This window comes from Pseudomonas sp. REST10, assembly GCF_029542605.1.
Classification (GTDB): domain Bacteria; phylum Pseudomonadota; class Gammaproteobacteria; order Pseudomonadales; family Pseudomonadaceae; genus Aquipseudomonas; species Aquipseudomonas khazarica.
Map to the genome: position 1 here is coordinate 3310648 of NZ_CP035677.1, position 19144 is coordinate 3329791.

Genomic DNA, 19144 nt, shown 5'->3' on the forward strand with positions numbered 1-19144 from the left:
GCCGTCACTCCCGCGACAGACAGCCATCGCCAGCCCCTCTAGACTGCGCGACATCACCGAGGAGTAGCCCATGCAAACCATCGAATGGCAGGATTTCGAAAAAGTGGAGCTGCGCGTCGGCACCATTCGCAGCGCCCGTCCCAACGAAAAAGCGCTGAAACCCGCCTACGTGCTGGAAGTGGATCTTGGCGAGCTGGGCATCAGGACCTCCAGCGCGCAGATCACCGCACACTATGACTGCGACGGCCTGATCGGCCGCCAGGTGCTGTGCGTCTGCAACTTCCCCGTCAAGCGTATCGCCGGCGTGCGCTCCGAAGTGCTGGTCACGGGCGTCTACGACAGCGAAAACCGCGTGGTACTCGCCGGCTTCGACAAGCCGCTCGACAACGGTGCGCGTCTGGCATGAAGGAACGTAACGCCCTGCTGGCGATTCACCTGGGCGCCCTGCTGTTCGGCCTGTCGGGCATCTTCGGCAAACTGGCGGCGACCACACCGGACATGATTGCCGGCGGTCGCGCCTTCTTCGCCGTGCTTGCCCTCGGCCTCGCGACCCTGCTCTGGCGCCGCACCGGCTCGTCCCGCCCCAGCTGGCCCCAACTGGCCCGGCTGGTGCTCGGCGGCCTGCTGCTCGGCAGCCACTGGCTGGCCTTCTTCGAGGCGGTGAAAATCTCCGGCGTGGCCATCGCCACCCTGGGCTTCGCCAGCTTCCCGGCGTTCACCGTACTGCTCGAAGGCACCCTGTTCCGCGAGCGCACACGCCCCGTCGAATTCCTCATGGTCGCCCTGGTGTGCCTGGGGCTGATCCTGGTGACACCCGAGTTCAGCCTGGGCAGCGATGCCACCGTGGGCTTGCTCTGGGCCGTGTTGTCGGGCCTGCTGTTCGCCCTGCTGTCGCTGCTCAATCGGGCCAGCACACATGGCCTCGACCCGATACAGGCGGCCCTGTACCAGAACGTCACCGTGCTCGTCGTGTTCATGCCCCTCGCGGCCCCGCTGGTGCCCAGCCTGCGCCCGCTGGACTGGCTCTGGCTGGCGATGCTGGGGATCTTCTGCACGGGCCTGGCGCACAGCCTGTTCGTCGCCAGCCTGCGTGTGCTCAAGGCACGTACCACGGCGGTGATCTTCGCCCTGGAGCCGGTCTACGGGATTCTCTTCGCCTGGTGGCTGTTCAGCGAACAGCCCACCCTGCGCATGCTCGCGGGTGGCTTGCTGATCATCAGCGCCATCTTCGTCTCGGCACGGATGGCGCGCTGAGCCTGCCGGCATCAGGCTGCAGCGCGCAGCGACCCCGCCAAGGACGTCAGCCGCTCAGTTGACGCTGTAGCCACGCCCCGTCAGGCAGGCGCCCAGGGCGCGACGGTAACGCTCGGTGGAGTCGGCCCCCACCGGGCGGGTCGCCGTGGCGGGGTCGAAACCGCTCTGCCCCACCGCCCAGCTGTGGCACTCGTAGCGATCACGCCCCTGCAGCTCGGTGCTCTGGCCGTTGGCCGGGTAGGCGATCACTTCATAGCTGGCGACGCTGTTGCCCTGCACCGCAGGTGGCGGCGTGACCACGACGTAGCGCTGGGCATTGGCGTTCCACAGGTAATAGGTGCCAGCGGCGACGAAATACAGCGCGCTGCCGATCCACAATTCACGGGCGCCGTCCGGCAGGCCGTGGCGATGTCCACCAGCCGGACCGGGACCCGCATTGCCCCAGCCCGGCCCGCCAGGGCCACCCGGACCTCCAGGCCCGGGCGGACCGGCCAGGGCCTGGGTAGACAGCGCCAGAGTCATCAAGGCCAGGATCATTGAACGTTGCAGCGACATGTTTCACCTCTTCACGTGACGGCCTGATCGGCCCGAGGCAAATTATTCGCGCGCCGCTATGGCAGCGGGGTAAGCCCTGTGTAAAGAGGGGGTAAAACTCCTGATACACGGTCCTCAGGGACGGTCGTTGTGGCCCAGGTCACGCGCCGGGTCGATCAGGTCGCGCACCCGCCGCTTGAGCTCCTTGGCTTCGGGAAAACCGCCGTCGGCCTTGCGCTCCCAGACCTGCTGGCCATCGCACAGGATGCGGAACACCCCTCCCGTGCCCGGCTCCAGGCTGACTCGTCCCAGCTCGTCGGAGAAGGTGCTGAGCAGCTCCTGGGCCAGCCAGGCGGCGCGCAGCAGCCATTGGCACTGGGTGCAGTAGGTGATGATGACTTCTGGCTTGTTATCGGACATGGAGAGGCTCTGGGACTGGACGGACGGTGCCTATAATAGCGGCCCTCGAATACGTCTCGCCCGGTATCTGTCATGCGCCGCCTGCTCTGCTCGCTGTTCTGTCTCCTCGCCCTTCACGGCCTGCCCAGCCACGCTGCCGAGCGCGTCGGCCTGGTGCTCTCCGGTGGCGCGGCTCGAGGCCTGGCGCACATCGGCGTGCTCAAGGCGCTCGAGGAGCAAGGCATTCGCATCGACGCCATCGCCGGCACCAGCATGGGCGCCGTCGTCGGCGGGCTGTACGCCGCCGGCTATTCGGTGGAAGAGCTGGAACGCCTGGCCCTGGAGCTGGATTGGCAGCAGGCGCTGTCCGATTCGCCGCCACGCGAGGACATCCCCTTTCGCCGCAAGCAGGATGACCGCGACTTCCTGATCAAGCAGAAGCTCAGCTTCCGCGACGACGGCAGCCTCGGCCTGCCGCTGGGCGTGATCCAGGGGCAGAACCTGGCGCTGCTGCTGGAAAGCCTGCTGGTGCACCGCAGCGCCACCCGCGACTTCGACAAACTGCCGATTCCCTACCGGGCCGTGGCCACCGACGTGGTCAGCGGCGAGCAGGTGGTCATGCGCAGCGGCCACCTGCCGCAGGTCATGCGCGCCAGTATGTCGATTCCTGCCGTGTTCGCGCCGACGGAAGTCGACGGCCGCCTGCTGGTCGATGGCGGCATGCTCAACAACGTGCCGATCGACGTGGCACGGCAGATGGGGGTGGACCATGTCATCGTGGTCGACCTCGGCATGCCGCTGAAGCCGGCCGACGAACTGCATACCGTGGTCGATGTGATGAACCAGTCGATCAACCTGATGATGCGCAGGAACTCCGAAGAACAGCTGGCCACCCTGGTCGATGACGACGTGCTGATCCAGCCGGCGCTGGCCGGCTTCGGGGTCGCCGATTTCAATCGCGGCGAGCAGATGATCCTCGCCGGCTATCGCGCCACGCAGATCAAGGCCGAAAGCCTCGCCCGCCTGCGCACCAGCAACGCCGGCAGCCCGGCACTGGCCATGGCGCGCTCGCGCGAGCAGCGCAACCCGGTGATCCGTGAAATCCACGTGGAGAACGATTCCAAGGTCGGCGACGAGGTCATCCGTAGCCACATCCGCCAGCCCCTGGGCGAACCCCTCGACGTGGAGCGTCTGCAGAAGGACATGGGGACGCTGTACGGCCTGGACTACTTCGAGCGTGTGCAGTACCGCGTGGAGGCGCTGGACCAGCGCGGCAGCGCCCTGGTGATCGATGCCCGTGGCAGGCGCACCGGCACCGACTACCTGCGCCTGGGGCTGAGCCTGTCCGATGACATGCGCGGCGACAGCGCCTTCAACATCGGTGCCAGCTACCGCGTCAACGGCATCAACACCCTCGGCGCCGAATGGCTCACCCGCCTGCAGCTGGGTGACCGCCAGGAGCTGTACAGCGAGTTCTACCAGCCGCTCGACGCCGGCTCACGCTACTTCGTCGCCCCCTACCTGTTCGGCGAGGCGCAGAACGTCGAAGCGATACTGGATAACGACCCCATCGCCGAATACCGCCTGGAGCGCTATGGCTACGGCCTCAATCTCGGCCGACAGATCGCCAACAACGGCGAGATCCGCTTCGGCATCGGCCAGGCCTGGGGCGAGGCCGACGTGCGCGTGGGCGAGCGTGACCTGCCCAGCTTCAGCTTCAGCGAGGGCTACTACGAACTGAAGTACTCCTTCGACACCCTGGACAACCTCGACTTCCCGATCAAGGGCGAAGACATCGGCCTGCTGTTGCGCCAGTACGACAAGGGCCTGGGCTCGGACGACGAGTACAGGCAGTGGCAGCTGGAGCTGAACAAGGCGCTGACCCACGGCCCCAACACCTGGCTCCTAGGTGGTCGCTACGGACGCACGCTGGACGAAGCCGAGGTGGTGACGTCCGGCTTCATCCTCGGTGGTGCCCAGGAACTCTCCGGTTTTCGTCAGGACTCCCTGAGCGGGCAGAACATGGCCCTGGCGCGCATGATCTACTACCGTCGCCTGACGCAGAGTTCGCTGCTGCCACTGGACCTGCCGCTCTACCTGGGCTTCTCGCTGGAACGGGGCCGCGCCTGGAACAACGACAATGCCTTCGACAGCGGCTACATCAACGCCGCCAGTGTCTTCCTCGGCCTGGACACGCCCCTGGGACCGCTGAACTTCAGCTACGGCTTCAACGACGAGCGCGAGAAAGCGCTGTACCTCAACCTCGGCAAGAGTTTCTGAGGCCAGCAACGACCAGGCCGCGCATGAGCGCGGCCTGGTCGGCCAGCACGGTGAACGGGCTCAGGCGATTTCCGCCAGCAACTGGCGAGCGGCCCGCTTCTGCTCGTCATCGCCCTGATCGATCACCTCGTTGAGGATGTCACACGCGGTGGCGACATCGCCCTGCTTGATGTACGCCAGGGCCTGATTGAGCTTGGCCATGTGCGCGGGGTTGCCGGCCAGGTGGTCGAAATCCCCCTGCAGCGCGGCAGTGGCATCGGCATCGCCGGCGAACGCATCGAGGAAGTTGTCGTCCAGCTGCTCCTCGTCGTCGAGCAGGACCATCTCCATCTCGCCAAACGCGCTCAGTTGCTCATCCTCGTGCGGCAGCTCGAAGACCTCCGGCAGCTCCTGCAGGTTGCTGGAGAACGACGCGTCGAGCTCAGGCTCTGCGGCCGCCTTGGGCTTGGCCTGGACGGTGGTCGAGAACGGGCTGACCAGGTCCCAGTCGGCATCCAGGGACAGATCATCGAGGTTGAGCTGAAAGTCAGGCTCGATGACCGGCTCGTCCGGTGCTGGCGCCGCTGCCTGAACGACAGGCTCGCTCGGCTCGGGCTGCGCCGTCCGCAGGTTGGGATGCCTGGCTTGCAGGGCGTCGAGACGCGCCTCGTCGAACCCCTCGGCGCGCAGAACCGCTTCTTCGCGGGCGAAGGCCTGGCCATCGCCCTGCTGCGCCAGGACTTCCAGCAGGCGGAAGCGCAGGTCACTGCGTTGCGGCTCCTGCAGCAGCGCCTTGTTCAACTCGCCGCGCGCCTCGCTGAGGCGGCCATAGGCGATGTAGACGTTGGCCGCCTCCAGCGGATCGGTCGGTGCCTGCGGGCGCTGCACGACCGGGGCCGGAGTCACCTTGGCGGCCGGCGCCACGGCGGCGACAGGCGCGGCCTCGACGACCCTGGGGCGAGTCACAGGCTGCGCCTTGGCGGCAACCTGCACCACCGGCGAGGCCTTCTCGCGACGCCGGGTGGCCCAGAACAGCGCACCGAGCAGCAGCAACAGACCTGCGCCACCGGCGAGCAGCGTGGAGAACCAGCCACCTGTTTCCGTGGCCGGTGCCTGCGGCTCGGCCGGCACCTCGGCTGCGGGTTGCACGACAGGCGCTTGCGGCGTGCGCTCGGCGGCGAGCTCGGCCAGTTGCGCGTCTTTCGCCGCCAGCTGGTCCTGCAGTTGCTGAACCTGCAGCTGCAACTCGGCCAGGCCCTGCTGCAGTTGCAGGTTCTCGGCAGCCTGGCTGGCCAGTTCCAGATCGACCTGGCGCTGTTTCTCGGCCAGCAGTTGCAGGCTGTCCGTCTGCTCCGGCGTCGGCTCCAGCGCGGTCAGCGGCGCACTCACCGGCCCCTCGGCACTGAGGCTGCTCTCGGCAACGGGCTCCGCTGCTTGCTCCGCCACGGGCGCGGTCGGCGCGCTGGCCGCAGCGGCGCGCGCGGCATCGGGCAGCAGCAAGTCGGCACCGGCCTGCAGCAGGCCTGGGTCGCCGCCGATGAACGCCCCCGGATTGAGGGCAAGAATGCCTTCCATCAGCGCCTGCTGAGACAGCCCGCTGCCCTCCTCGCGCAGACGCGCCGCGATCGACCACAGGCTGTCGCCGCGCACCACCTGATGACGATGCCCCGCCACGGCAGCCGGCGGCGTCACGCTACGTATCGACGATGCCGGTGCGGCCTGGCGAGGCGCCTGGGCAACGGGCGCCGCAGTGGAGGCTGCCACCGAGGAATAGGCGGAGGAGCCCGGCGGATCGAGCAGTACGGTGTATTCACGCAGCAACTGGCCGCTGGGCCGTGCCACCTCGACGATGAAGTTCAGATAGGGTTCACGGACCGGGCGACTGGACACCACCCGGATCACGCTGCGCGAGCCGCGCAACAGCGGTGTGAAGCGCAGGTCGTTGAGAAAGTACAGGCGCTCGACACCCGAACGACTGAATACCTCGGCAGGCGCCAGGCCGACGCGTACGTCCTGCGCACCCAGGTCGCCGACCTCGAGCAACTCGATCTCGGCCTCCAACGGCTGATTCAACGCCGAATGCAGCGTGATATCACCCAACCCAAGCGCCGGTGCCATTCCCGAATAGAGAGCGGAACCCGACGCCAAACCCAACATCAACTGACGCACCCGAGCCATGTGACCTCCAGGGTTATCCAGGCTCGAACGCCGCCTCCTCGACTTCCTGTCCGGGCTTCCCTTGGCCGGGAGGCTGGCGCCCTCGAAAAACGCAAAGGACGATCAACAGAGTCCCTGTCCAGACCGTCCTGAATTGCATTATGGCTACTAATTCACAAAGTAGCGGATTGGGCGTCAGTTTGCCGACGAAAGCACAGTGCCATCAACCAACTTCAGTCAAAAGTAAGGCACAAAAAGCGCTTGACCGAGCGGGCATGAAAATGCCAACCAGGTCTCATTTCACCAGGTTGGCCAGCACCCGCGCGTGGACCTGCTGGCAGCGCCGCAGGTCGTCTTCGTCGATACCGGCGAAGACCTCATGGCGCAGTTGGGTGGAAATCGCTTCGATCTTCTCGATCAGCGGCTGCGCCTTGGGTTGCAGCGCGATCTTCTTGGCGCGACGGTCCTCGGGTACCGCCACGCGGGTCACCAGTTCCTGGCTTTCCAGGCTGTCGAGCAGGCGCGCCAGGGTTGGCCCCTCCACGCCCACGCTCTGCGCGAGCTCGCGCTGGGTGGGCATCTCAGTGAAGCGGGCCAGGTGCAGCAGCACCAGCCAGCGGGCCTGGGACAGTCCCAGGCCGACCAGGCGGCGGTCCAGTTCCGAGCGCCACGCGCGTGACAGTTGGGCGACTTGCATGGCAAAGCGATGTTGATCGGGGTAAGACATGGGCAAGCGAACTCATACAAAGGTCAAAAACTAATTATTAGCTAGCTAGCCATAACCCGAGGCGCAGAGCAAGCGCGGATTTCGCCGGTCCGTTGCAGAATACGACGGCGACGCCCCCTACTCAGGCTGCGACCTGATTGCGCCCGAACGCCTTGGCCTCGTAGAGCGCACGGTCCGCCTGCTCGTAGAGTTGCTCCAGTTCGGCCTGGACGCCCGGGGTCAGGCACGCGACGCCGATGGACATGGTCAGCACCTCGGCGCTGTCGGAGCCGCGGTGGGCGATGGCCGCCGCTTCCAGCGACTGGCGCAGGGCCTCGGCACGCTGCCGGGCCTCGTCGGCAGCGATGTCGAACAGCAGCAAGGCGAACTCCTCGCCACCCAGGCGCACGCCCATGTCCAGCGGGCGCCGTGCAGCCTGCTCGATGAGCATGCCCACGCGCTGCAGGGCCGCATCGCCGGCCTGGTGGCCGTAACAGTCGTTGTAGGCCTTGAAGTGGTCGATGTCGCACAGCAGCAGAGCCAGCGGCTTGCCGTCACGTTGCGCCTGGCGCCACAGGCGCTCGAACTGGCGGTTGAAGCTGCGCCGGTTGTGCAGGCCGGTGAGGCTGTCGTGATAGGCGAGCAGACGCATCAGGCGACTGACCAGAAAGTGCTCGCGCGATTTGTATTCCAGCAGGTAGCAACCGACGGCGCCGGTGAGATTGCCGAACGCGAGGAACAGCACATTGTTGATCAGCCTCGCCGCCGGCAAGCCGGCGAGCAGTTCCGCCACCACGTAGGCCGTCAGCACGACCAGCGAACAGGCGAGCGCCTCGCTCAGGCGCAATCCCACCAGGAAATAGGCGGCCATGCTCACCAGCAGCAGCCCCTCGTAGGGATAGCCGGGATCGACCTGATGGACGATGCCGACGATCAGCGCGGCCCCCACGCCCAGGGTGAGGATGCACGCCATGCTCAACGGCAGCAGCAGATGGGTGTGGCGACGCTGCAGGATCAGCGCGGCACAGACCAGCAGGATGACCAGCACCACGAACCTCACGCCGAGCACCCAGGCAAGGTGCGACGCGGGCACCACCAGCAGGTCCAGCACCGCCAGTGCCAGCCAGATGACCATGGCGACACTCAGCGCGAAACGCTTGAGTTCGAAGCTGTCGTCGAGCAGGTGGGCGCGGTATTCACGCTCCAGCGCGCGCGCGAAGCGCAGACCACGAAACCCCAGGCTCAGCTGGTCTGCGTAGGGGCTCGGGCGGACTTCATCGAGCCAGGCGTGAAAGTTGGGCACTGCTACCTCGTCGTCAGGCGGCCTGCTCCACACCTTAGCCGCGTCATCGTGATGCCGCCAGAAACAGCCAACCGCTAGAGTTCGAACTCGGCCTGCAGGGCCGCGCGCACGCAGTACAACACCGCCTCGTCGACCCGCCCGGCGAACAGCGGCGCGATCTCACTGACCGCCGGCAACTCGCCCTCACCGTCGAGGAAGCTCTCCTGGATCTCGCCCAGCAGCTCTTCCGGCAGGTCCAGCGCCTGCTCCAGGCTCAGTTGCTGCTGCGCGATGGCTTCGGCGAGCAGGCTGTAGACATTCTTCTCGCTGCAATTGAGCTGGCCGGCGATCTGCGCCGGGGTCATGCCGGCGCGTGCCAGGCTGACCAGCTCGTGACGCAGGTCCGCGACCGGCGCCGGTGCCTCCTCCTGGGCGTTGCCAGCCAGCACTTCGAGGAAGGCCTGACCATAACGCTCCAGCTTGCGCGCGCCCACGCCGCTGACCTCGGCCATCTCGCTCAGCGAACCCGGCTGACTGCGCAGCATCTCCAGCAGGGTGGCATCGGGGAAGATCACATAGGGCGGCACGCTGTGCTCCTCGGCCAGCTTGCGACGCAGGCTGCGCAAGGCTTCCCACATCTCCCGCTCATGCCCCTGCACCAGCTGGCTGGCCGCACTGCTGGAGGCCTTGACCGCCTGCGCCGGCTTGGGTTCGCGACGCAGTTGCAGGGTAACCTCGCCTCGCAGCAGCGGCCGGCAGCTCTCGTCCAGGCGCAGGCCACCGAAGCCCTCGAGGTCGACATCGGCCAGGCCACGCGCGACCAGCTGGCGGAACAAGGTGCGCCACTCGACCTCGGAGAAGCCCTTGCCCACGCCGAACACCGCCAGGTGCTGATGACCGGAAGCGCGGATCTTCTCGTTGTCACGCCCCAGCAGGATGTCCACCAGGTGGCCGACGCCGTAGCGCTGGCCGCTGCGATAGATGGCCGACAGCGCCTGCCGCGCCGGCTCGGTGGCGTCCCAGGTTTCGACGCCGTCGATGCAGTTGTCGCAATGCCCGCAGGGCTGTTCCAGCACCTCGTCGAAATAGGCCAGCAGCGCCTGGCGCCGGCAGCGGGTCTCCTCGCAGAGGGCCAGCATGGCGTCGAGCTTGTGCTGCTCGATGCGTTTGTGGCGCTCGTCGCCCTCGGAGTTGTTGAGCATCTGCTTGAGAAAGATCACATCCTGCAGGCCGTAGGCCATCCAGGCATCGGCAGGCAGGCCGTCACGCCCGGCACGACCGGTTTCCTGGTAATAGGCCTCCAGCGACTTGGGCAGATCCAGGTGGCAGACGAAACGCACGTTGGGTTTGTCGATGCCCATGCCGAAGGCGATGGTGGCCACCATGATCAGGCCTTCTTCATTGAGGAAGCGCTTCTGGTGGTAGGCCCGCAGCTCGTTGGGCAAGCCCGCGTGATAAGGCAGCGCCGGGAAGCCCTGGCTGCTGAGGAAATCGGCGACCTCCTCGACCTTCTTGCGCGACAGGCAGTAGACGATGCCGGCATCGCCCTTGCGCGCCGCCAGAAAGCCCAGCAACTGCTTGCGTGGCTGATCCTTGGGCTGGATGCGATAGAAGATGTTGGGCCGGTCGAAGCTGGAGAGAAAGCGCTCGGCATGCTCCAGGTGCAGGCGCTGGACGATCTCCTCGCGGGTACGCTTGTCCGCCGTGGCGGTCAGGGCGATGCGCGGCACCGCCGGGAACAGTTCGGCGAGCTGGCCGAGCTGCAGGTACTCCGGGCGGAAATCATGCCCCCACTGCGACACGCAGTGCGCCTCGTCGATGGCGAACAGGGCGATGTCGAGGCCCTGCAGGAAATTCAGCATCCGCGCCTGCACCAGGCGCTCCGGAGCCAGGTAGAGCATCTTGATCTGGCCACGGCGGATGCGATCGGCGATTTCGCGCTGCTCATCGGGGCTCAGCGTGGAGTTCAGCGCCACGGCCGCCACACCCAGCTCATCCAGCGTCGCGACCTGGTCGTCCATCAGCGCGATCAACGGCGATACCACCACGGCCAGGCCGTCGCGCATCAGCGCGGGAACCTGATAGCACAGCGACTTGCCGCCGCCCGTGGGCATCAGCACCAGGGCATCGCCACCACCGGCCACGCGCTCGATGATCGCGGATTGATTGCCGCGAAAGGCGTCGTAGCCGAAAACGTCTTTGAGAATGCGCTGGGCGTGGTCGAGCATGAAGGCCTCCGAATGAAGCCGGCTATTATGCCGCACTCTTGCCGGTGACGGTTCCTCACCCCGTCCGAAGCCGTTCTTTTTCTGCCCCCTCGGACTTGCCGCTATGGCCGCAAGGCCCCGTGTAGACTAGAATCCAGCCTCGTTTAATCCTTCAAGGTAGCCCCACGATGTCCTTCGCTGAGCAACTGTCCCGCCTGCAAGCCTTCCTCGATGCCGACGAGCTGCACGAAGAAGCGCTGGACTACGTGGCCGCCCATGGCTACCTCACCGCCCTGTCGATCTGCCCGGACCAGGTGCCCGAGCGCGAGTGGATCGACGCCCTGTTCGCCGAGCCGCCGCACTACCGCAGCGACGCCGAGCGCGAAGAGATCGAAAGCACCCTGGTTCACCTCAAGGCGCATATCGCCCGTCAGCTGGCTGGCGAGGAAGAACCCGAGCTGCCTTGCGATCTGGACCTGGGCGACGAGCCGGACGACTCCGACCTGCGCGGCTGGTGCATCGGTTTCATGGAAGGTGTGTTCCTGCGCGAAGCCGTGTGGTTCGAGGACGCCGAAGACGAAGTCAGCGAGCTGCTGCTGCCGATCATGGTCGGCTCCGGTCTGTTCGACGAGCAGCAGGAGTTCGCCGAGATCGCCCGTGACCGCGACCTGGTCGACAGCATGATCGACCAGATCCCGGAACTGCTCACCGCCCTGTTCCTGCTGTGCCAGGCACCGGAAGAGAAGCCGGCGCTGCTCAAGCCCCGCCACTGATTGGCCACGGCCGGGGTCAACCCGGCTGTTTCCGCCCATGCCACGTGATATCCAGCCCAGCCGCCACCGCAGCGTCCGTTACCTGTTGCTGGGCATCGGCTGGCTGAGCGTGGCTCTGGGCGTCATCGGCATCTTCCTGCCGGTGCTGCCCACCACCCCGTTCCTGCTCCTGGCCGCGGCCTGCTTCGTGCGCAGCTCACGGCGCTTCTACATCTGGCTGGTCACCCATCGGCACCTCGGGCCCTGGATTCGCGACTACCTCGAAGGCCAGGGCATCCCGCTCAAGGGTAAGGTCTATGCCCTGCTGCTGATGTGGGCGAGCATCGCCCTCTCCTGCTACCTGGTGCCGCTGCCCTGGGCGCGCGCCTTCATGCTGACCAGCGCCGTGCTGGTCAGCCTGTACATCCTCAAGCAGAAAACCCTGCGCACCCGCTGACGGCGTCTGGCGGCCGGCAGATTGCCAGCCCATCGCCTAGACTTCCTCGATCAGACCCAGAGACCCGACCCCATGCGACGGCTACGCGTTCAGGGATGGCGGTGGCGGCTGCTGATCCTCTCGATCGGCGGCGGGTTGCTGGCCGGCCTGTCGCTGGCGGACTGGGATTTCGCGCTGATTCTCAAGAATGCCGAGAGTCGCTACGGTAGCCTCGGCCCGGCGCGCGAACGCATCCTCGACTGGGAGGCGTTGATCAAGAGCAGCGCGGCGCTGACCGAGGCCGACAAGCTCAACGAGGTCAATCGCTTCTTCAACCGCAAGTTCCGCTTCGTCGACGACATCAAGCTGTGGCGCGAGAACGACTACTGGGCCACGCCGGTCGAGGCGCTGGTCAAGGGTGCCGGTGACTGCGAGGACTACTCCCTGGCCAAGTACTTCACCCTGCGCCGACTCGGCATTCCCAGCGAGAAGCTGCGCATCACCTACGTCAAGGCCCTGAACTACAACCAGGCGCACATGGTGCTGACCTATTACGCCAGCCCGACTGCCGAGCCGCTGGTGCTCGACAACCTGATCAACGACATCCGTCCCGCGTCCCAGCGCAAGGACCTGCTCCCGGTGTACGCCTTCAACGCCGAAGGGCTCTACCTGCCGGGTTCGAACGCCCGCAAGAGCGACTCGAAGAAGCTCTCGCGCTGGCAGGACGTCCTGAAAAAAATGCGTGCCGAGGGCTTCGCCGTGGGCGAAGGCTAGGAGGAAAGACATGTCTCTACTCAAGCAACTGTTCCTGGCCATCTGCCTGTTCCTCGTGGTGGCCTTCACCGGCAGCTTCGTGGCCAGCGTCGAGACCTCGCGCGAGCAACTGCTCAGCCAGCTGCGCTCGCACGCCCAGGACGCCGCCACCGCCCTGGGGCTGTCGATGGCTCCGCATGTCGACGACCCGGCGATGCTCGAGCTGATGGTCAGTTCGATCTTCGACAGCGGTTATTTCGCCAGCATCCGTGTGGTCGACATCGCCGACGGCAAGGTGGTGGTCGAACGCAGCAACGACGTCCGGCCGGAGAACGTTCCGGGCTGGTTCATCGATCTGGTGAACCTGCAACCCGAGGGCGGCGATGCGCTGATCATGCGCGGCTGGGAACAGGCGGCGCGGGTCGAGGTGCTCAGTCATCCGCAGTTCGCCCTGGCCAGGCTCTGGGACAGTGCCATCGGCAGCCTGCTCTGGCTGATGCTCTGCGGCCTGGTCAGTGCCATCCTCGGCGGCTGGCTGCTGCGCACGCAGCTGCGTCCACTGGACAACATGGTGCGTCAGGCACAGGCCATCACCCGTCGGGAGTTCCTCACCCTGCCGCGGGTACCACGCACGCCGGAGCTCAAGCGCGTGGTACTGGCGATGAACCAGATGGTCGACAAGCTGAAGACGCTGTTCGCCGAGGAAGCCGCACGCAGCGAGAAGCTGCGGGCCGAGGCCTACCAGGACAGCCTCACCGGACTGGCCAACCGCCGCCAGTTCGATATCCGCCTGAACAATCAGCTGGTGCAGAGCGAACAGAATGCCGAGGGCTACCTGCTGCTGCTGCGCGTCAACGATCTCGCCGGCCTCAACCAGCGCCTGGGCGGACAACGCACCGACGCCCTGATCGAGGCGCTGGGCGAACAACTGCGCAACCTGCTGAGCGCTCCGGGGCGCAGCAAGTGGCTGGCGTCGCGCAACCGTGGCGGCGAGTTCACCCTGCTCGCCCCGGGCCTGAGCGGCGACGATGCGGACCACCTGGCGAACGAGATCAGCGACGCGCTGCACAGCCTGAAGCAGACCGGTGCCAGCGACTGCGAGCCGGTCGCGCACCTGGGCATCGCCGCCTTTCGCCCCGGCGAGCAAGCCACTGCGGTCCTCGGCCGCGCCGATCAGGCCCTGGCCCAGGCGCAGAGCCACACGGACAGATGCTGGGCACGCCTGGACGACTTCACGGCGCAGAGCAACCAGGGCCTGCACGACTGGCGCGGCTGGATCGACGACGCGCTGAACCAGGGCAAGCTGCAGCTGTATTTCCAGCCGGTAGCCGAATGCCACGGCGGCACGGTGATGCAGTACAAGGTACTGGCGCGCCTGCTCGACGCGCAGGGCGAGGCGGTCACTGCCGGCCGCTTCCTGCCCTGGATCGAGCGCCTGGGCTGGTCCGCGCGCTTCGACCTGGCGATGCTCGAACACAGCCTGCAGCACCTGGCGCGACATCCCAGACCGCTGGCCCTGAGCCTGTCTGCGGCCACATTGCGCAACGCCACGGACAAGGCGCGCCTGCTGGAAGTCCTCGGCCGTCATACAGAACTGGCACACCTGATGACGCTGGAGATCGACGAACACTATCTGCCACCGCCTGCCGAGCTGGAGGCCCTGAGCCAGAGCATTCGAGGGCTTGGTTTCAACCTGGGGCTGCAGCACTTCGGTGGTCGTTTCAGCCTGATCGGCAACCTGACGCACCTGGGCCTGGCCTACCTGAAGATCGACGGCACCTATATCCGGGCCATCGATCAGGAAAGCGACAAGCGGCTGTTCATCGAAGCCATCTATCGCGCGACCAACAGCATCGACCTGCCATTGATCGCCGAGATGGTGGAAACGCAGGGAGAGCTCGCGGTGCTGGCGGAACTTGGCATCCACGGGGCCATGGGCCGACTGATCGGTGCGCCCACCCCCTGGAGCGATCGCTAGAGACCGGCGCCCCGATCAGATGCAGCGGCATGGCCCTCGTGCGCTGCGGGGCAGGCGCTGCAGCGCCGGGAATCAGACCAGATGGTGCTCTTCGTCGCCGAGCAGACCGCTGAGACCTTCGATCTCGGCACGGGCGATGGCACGCTGGTCGAGTTTCTGGCGCGCCGCTTCAGGCAGGTCCGTGTAGCGAATGACACCGCGCTCCACCAGCACGCTGACGACGTCCTCGAGTACCCGCACCAGCTCCAGGTCGGATTGTTTCAGGCTATCCAGGCGGGCCTTGACCTCCTCCTTGGCGGCCAGCCAGTTGTGCAGTTCTTCGCTTTCGACTGCCAGGTTTTCCGTCATGCCCTCGAAGGGTTCGTATTCGACTCGCAGCAAACGCCCGGCGGCGTCACGCTGTACATAGACCATGCCTGCTCTCTCCTGGCCAAAAAAAACCCGCTACCTGAAAAGGTAGCGGGTCGATCATATAAGTGAAGGTCAGACCGTATCTACATTTAAAGTACCGTCATTGAGCATGGCCAGGATCACGCTACCGGTATCCCCCCCGGCACCGTATCCACCCACGCCGCTGTCACCCAGCAGGTTGACGTCCTGCAACACGATGGTCTGATCCGGGCTGCTGAAGTCGCCCGTGCCCATGGCACTGATCTTGATCGTCGTATCCCAGGCCGAAGTCCCCTGGCCGGGCAGCTCACTGGAGGTGATCTGCAGGTAGTCGAGCAGGTTGCCGATATCGCCGGAGGAGCCATTCTCGCCGACCAGCAGGTCGGAGAGATCCAGGCGATCACCGTCGCCCCCCGCGTTGAAGTTGCGCACGAAGTTGAGCACCGTATCGATACCCGTGTCGCCGTTGAGCCAGACGAAGGAGTCCTGGCCACTGCTGTTGACCAACGACCCACCGCTCATGGTGTCGTTACCGCGACCGCCGATCAGCACATCGTTACCGCCGCCACCGTACAGCGTGTCGTTGCCCAACAGGCCGCCAAGCACGTTGTCCTGGTTGCCGCCAACGAGAGTGTCGTTGAAGTTCGAACCGATCAGGTTCTCGATACTGCTCAACTGATCACCCGAGGCCCAGCCACTCACGCTACCGCCACTGGCGTTGCCGGAGTTGTTCAGCGTGATGTTCACCCCACTGGTGGCATCGATGTAGCTGGCCGTGTCATTGCCATCGCCACCGTTGAGCGTGTCGTTGCCCGTACCGCCCACCAGGATGTCGTTACCGTCACCGCCATTGAGCGTGTCATTGCCGCCATTGCCGATCAGGATGTCGTCACCGCTGTAGCCGTTGAGGGTCCTGCCGCTGTTGCTATCGATGAGTATTTCGTCAAGGAAGCTGCCGTCCACCGAACCGCTGTTATCGATGTCGACGATCGTCACCTTGGCCTGTGCAGTCTGGCCTCCGGCCTGGCTCTGGTAGACGAAGGACTCACCATCGCTGGCCGAAGACACCGCGACCGAGGAACTGCCGTGAACTGCGGTCAGGCCTGCAGTCGAGACGATGCTGGTGATCGCCTGGATCGAGCTGTTGGGCCCACCGTCATTGGCCAGCAGGGCCCAGTCCGGGATGTCGAAGCTGCTGCTGCGTGCGATCACATAGTCATCGCGCGCCACCATCGGGCCGTCCGCCGGATCGACCGTGATGGTCAGGTTCGCCAGGCCGCTCTGGTCGCCATCGTTGTCGATCAGGATGAAGCCGACCTGCTGGGTCGTGCCGCTACCCACGTTGGCGGCAGACACATAGCTGTACTCGCCCGTCGCCATGTTCACCGAGAGCATCGCCCCGGCGGCCAGGACCAGATTCAGGGTCATGCCATTGACCACACTGCCGTCCGAACCGGTGATGGTCGGGTTGACACCGACATTGAAGGTGTAGGTCACGCCATTGACCACCACCGACTTGACCCGCCCGCCATCGGCACCGAAGCCATTGACGCCGTCGGTCAGATTGCCGCTGATCGGTGTCGCCTGCGCGGTCTGGACCAGAACATCTTCCAGATCGGCGAAGTCGTTCACCGCGATGGCATTGGTGTTGCTCCCTGAAGTGCCATCGTAGGCAATCGGATCGAGCTGATCGTTGTTGCTGTAGTTGCCGGGCGGGTTGTCATTGACCTCTGCCGCCGGTCCCATGCCCAGGGCGTAGGACTGGATGTGCTGGGCATTGAGGAAGTCGATCCATTCGGCCTCCTCGGCAGGGTTGATACCCGCGCTGCCATCCGGCTGGTTCGGCACACCGTCCGACAGGAAGTACGAGACGTTCTGCAGCGGCTCGCCCGGGTTGTCGGTGAGCGTCAGCTTGCCAGCCGACTGCCAGGCACTCATCGCCGTGTCCAACGCGGCATCGTAGTTGGTCGTCGCACTGTTGGAGGATTCCGGGAAGCCGATCACCGCTGCCTTGGCCGCATCCACCGTCATCCAGGTGGTGCCGTAGGCAGCCGCGCCGCTGGCGAATGTCACCAACCTCACCTTCACGTCACCCATCGCCTCGTACTGCTCCAGCAGTTCGAGCACTGCCAGCTTGGCAGCCTCCAGGCGCGACAGCCCGCCGAAGTCAGCGGAGCTGTTCATGCTGCCGGAAACGTCCAGCACCACCAGCAGGTTGGTGTTGACGTCGCCGGACGCCTCGCGGCTCTGGCTGAGGTTCTGGGCCAGTGGAGAGTCGTCATCCACGGAGATTTCCAGCACACCCTCGGCCGGTGAACCATTGCCGTCGACCATCTGGTAGTCGAACTCGAAGTTCAGGTTGTTCTCCACGCTCCCGGAGCCTGGGGCCGGATGGTCCAGAGGCTCGAACAGCTGGAACTGGAAGCCACCCGTTGCCGGATTGGTGAGCGTCACGGTGAACACCGGCTGTCCGCTGCCTTCGATCTGCGCCGTCAGCACCTGGCCATTGCCACTGACCACGTACTCGACCGTCTGACCACCCGAGGTGATGCTCGGCAGGTCGTCCGTCAGCCAGGTGAAGCTGCCGAAGCCATCGCCACCGTAGTCGTAGCCCAGACTGCCGGTCACCGTGGTGGCAGCCCCGGCATCGTCCTCGACGCCACCGATGATGCCGCCGGACAGCCCTTCCTCGTCGACCAGGTCGAACGCGTAGCCGCCAGTCGGCGTGTCATCGACGAAGCAGACATCGAGCTGCGTGCTCACCGTATCGTTGTCGCCGTCGACGACATCGATCTGGAAGGACAGATCGAGGTCTGGAGGCAGGAACGTCTGCTCCAGGGTGATTTCCTGAATCCGATAGTCACCGTCATTGGAGCCGAAGGTCAGCTTGATGAAGCCATTCAACAGCGACGCTGCCGAACCGGTGGTGAAGTCGGAATCGGCCAGGTTGAAGCTGAACAGCGAGCTCTCGGAGCCCTGGCCGGTGTAGGTACCCGCCGCCACCAGGACGTCGTTGCTGTCATAGGCCTGCCAGAACAGCTCGTCACCGGAGGACAGCTTCTGCACATCCACCTCCGCCGAGTAGACGGTGGCGCTGAAGGTCATGTGCAGCTCTTCGCCGACGTCGATGAGGTTGTTGCCACCGACACCGACCCCCTGCGTGGAAGGATTGACCAGGCCGTTACCCGTCAGGGTGACCGCAAGGCCCTCGCCACTTTCCACGTAGAAGGACGGCTGCGGCTGCCCCGCAGAGATGCCCGTCAGGTTGAAGTCGGCGGTGGTGACCGGACGCGAATTGACGATCTCCAGCTGGTAGTTGTTGCCGTTGCCGAGCGCATCGGGGTCGTCATACACGGTGAGGATGAAGAACGTCTCACCGCTGGCGTCACCGACCGTTGCGGTCAGCGTCGTCACGCCGTTCAGCTTGACCACGGTATAGAACAGGCCATCCGCGGTCGGCCCGGCGTTGGCGGAGAGGTCGAAGCCACCTCCGTCACTGCCGTAGTCGGCTTCGATGACCCCTTGCGTGACGTAGCCGTTGACCTCCTCGACTTCGGCGCATTCGGGCGGAGTCACGGTCGGGCCGTCGTCGTCGAAGGTCAGGATCGAGCCTTGTTCGTCAGCCAGTACCAGGGTTTCCGAGGCGGTGATCTGGTCGCCATCACCATCGGTGCGCACCACTTCGTAGGTCAGGCCCAGGCTGGCACCGTCGTCGCCGAGCAGCAGGTTCAGCGCTTCGTCGAACGTGGTGGTGGTGCCGTCATGGCGGATCGCTTCGTACAGGGTGGTCTGCAGTTGCGGACCATCGAGCGTGTCGATGATTTCCAGGCGGAAGACCACGTGGCCGTCGCCGTCCACACCCACCACATCGTCACCATCCATCTGCAGCACGATGGCGCCGCCATCGGTGGCTTCCAGGTTGGTGCTCAGCTCGCCACCCGCCGGGATGCCGCTGAAGTACAGGCTGGTGCTGAGGCTGCCAGGACCGTCCTGGCCATAGTCACCACTGGCGGTGAACAGGCCGACCAGGCCGCCAC

At 65.5% G+C, this 19144-nt stretch carries 15 protein-coding genes; 7 read left to right on the forward strand and 8 right to left on the reverse strand.

Annotation, left to right across the window (positions count from 1 at the left end; translation table 11 throughout):
- The first annotated feature begins 70 nt into the window (after positions 1–70).
- Together EWH21_RS15670 and EWH21_RS15675 are read left to right on the forward strand one after the other, a co-directional pair.
- On the forward strand, positions 71–406 hold the full coding sequence (locus EWH21_RS15670) for a tRNA-binding protein (RefSeq protein ID WP_277698786.1): 336 nt from the start codon (positions 71–73) through the stop codon (positions 404–406).
- A complete protein-coding gene (locus EWH21_RS15675; protein ID WP_277698787.1) occupies positions 403–1254 on the forward strand; it encodes a DMT family transporter in 852 nt (283 codons plus the stop codon). The genes EWH21_RS15670 and EWH21_RS15675 overlap by 4 nt, the downstream gene beginning before the upstream one ends.
- A gap of 54 nt (positions 1255–1308) precedes the next feature.
- Here EWH21_RS15675 and EWH21_RS15680 read toward each other — a convergent pair whose 3' ends face one another.
- Together EWH21_RS15680 and EWH21_RS15685 are read right to left on the reverse strand one after the other, a co-directional pair.
- Positions 1309–1809: a hypothetical protein gene (locus EWH21_RS15680; RefSeq protein WP_150609198.1), complete on the reverse strand. Its 501-nt coding sequence runs from the start codon at positions 1807–1809 to the stop codon at positions 1309–1311.
- Between the two features lie 114 nt (positions 1810–1923).
- Positions 1924–2208: a SelT/SelW/SelH family protein gene (locus EWH21_RS15685; RefSeq protein ID WP_134678199.1), complete on the reverse strand. Its 285-nt coding sequence runs from the start codon at positions 2206–2208 to the stop codon at positions 1924–1926.
- A gap of 72 nt (positions 2209–2280) precedes the next feature.
- On the opposite strand from EWH21_RS15685, the gene EWH21_RS15690 reads away from it, so the two are divergent.
- Complete coding sequence (locus tag EWH21_RS15690; protein WP_277698788.1) at positions 2281–4467, forward strand: patatin-like phospholipase family protein; 2187 nt, start codon at positions 2281–2283, stop codon at positions 4465–4467.
- A gap of 60 nt (positions 4468–4527) precedes the next feature.
- Here the strand turns inward: EWH21_RS15690 and EWH21_RS15695 are convergent, their stop codons facing one another.
- The 4 genes from EWH21_RS15695 to recQ all read right to left on the reverse strand — a co-directional run bounded on the left by EWH21_RS15695 (position 4528) and on the right by recQ (position 10819).
- A complete protein-coding gene (locus tag EWH21_RS15695; protein ID WP_277698789.1) occupies positions 4528–6564 on the reverse strand; it encodes a FimV/HubP family polar landmark protein in 2037 nt (678 codons plus the stop codon).
- Positions 6565–6898: 334 nt separating this feature from the next.
- On the reverse strand, positions 6899–7330 hold the full coding sequence (locus tag EWH21_RS15700; RefSeq protein ID WP_037054223.1) for a MarR family transcriptional regulator: 432 nt from the start codon (positions 7328–7330) through the stop codon (positions 6899–6901).
- A 121-nt stretch (positions 7331–7451) separates the two neighbouring features.
- Positions 7452–8612, reverse strand: coding sequence for a GGDEF domain-containing protein (locus EWH21_RS15705; RefSeq protein ID WP_134678201.1), 1161 nt, complete (start codon positions 8610–8612; stop codon positions 7452–7454).
- Positions 8613–8686: 74 nt separating this feature from the next.
- On the reverse strand, positions 8687–10819 hold the full coding sequence (gene recQ / locus EWH21_RS15710) for a DNA helicase RecQ (RefSeq protein ID WP_277698790.1): 2133 nt from the start codon (positions 10817–10819) through the stop codon (positions 8687–8689).
- A gap of 167 nt (positions 10820–10986) precedes the next feature.
- Here recQ and EWH21_RS15715 point away from each other — a divergent pair, with 167 nt between their 5' ends.
- The 4 genes from EWH21_RS15715 to lapD all read left to right on the forward strand — a co-directional run bounded on the left by EWH21_RS15715 (position 10987) and on the right by lapD (position 14717).
- A complete protein-coding gene (locus EWH21_RS15715) occupies positions 10987–11571 on the forward strand; it encodes a YecA family protein (RefSeq protein WP_037054229.1) in 585 nt (194 codons plus the stop codon).
- Positions 11572–11608: 37 nt separating this feature from the next.
- On the forward strand, positions 11609–12007 hold the full coding sequence (locus EWH21_RS15720) for a YbaN family protein (RefSeq protein WP_037054230.1): 399 nt from the start codon (positions 11609–11611) through the stop codon (positions 12005–12007).
- 72 nt (positions 12008–12079) lie between these two features.
- Positions 12080–12760, forward strand: coding sequence for a cysteine protease LapG (lapG, locus tag EWH21_RS15725; RefSeq protein ID WP_047587481.1), 681 nt, complete (start codon positions 12080–12082; stop codon positions 12758–12760).
- A 10-nt stretch (positions 12761–12770) separates the two neighbouring features.
- Positions 12771–14717: a cyclic di-GMP receptor LapD gene (gene lapD, locus EWH21_RS15730; protein WP_277698791.1), complete on the forward strand. Its 1947-nt coding sequence runs from the start codon at positions 12771–12773 to the stop codon at positions 14715–14717.
- A 72-nt stretch (positions 14718–14789) separates the two neighbouring features.
- On the opposite strand, the gene EWH21_RS15735 is transcribed toward lapD, so the two are convergent.
- Complete coding sequence (locus tag EWH21_RS15735) at positions 14790–15131, reverse strand: tryptophan synthase subunit beta (protein WP_277698792.1); 342 nt, start codon at positions 15129–15131, stop codon at positions 14790–14792.
- Between the two features lie 69 nt (positions 15132–15200).
- The coding region (locus EWH21_RS15740) for a type I secretion C-terminal target domain-containing protein (protein ID WP_277698793.1) at positions 15201–19144 on the reverse strand (3944 nt) is incomplete at its 5' end.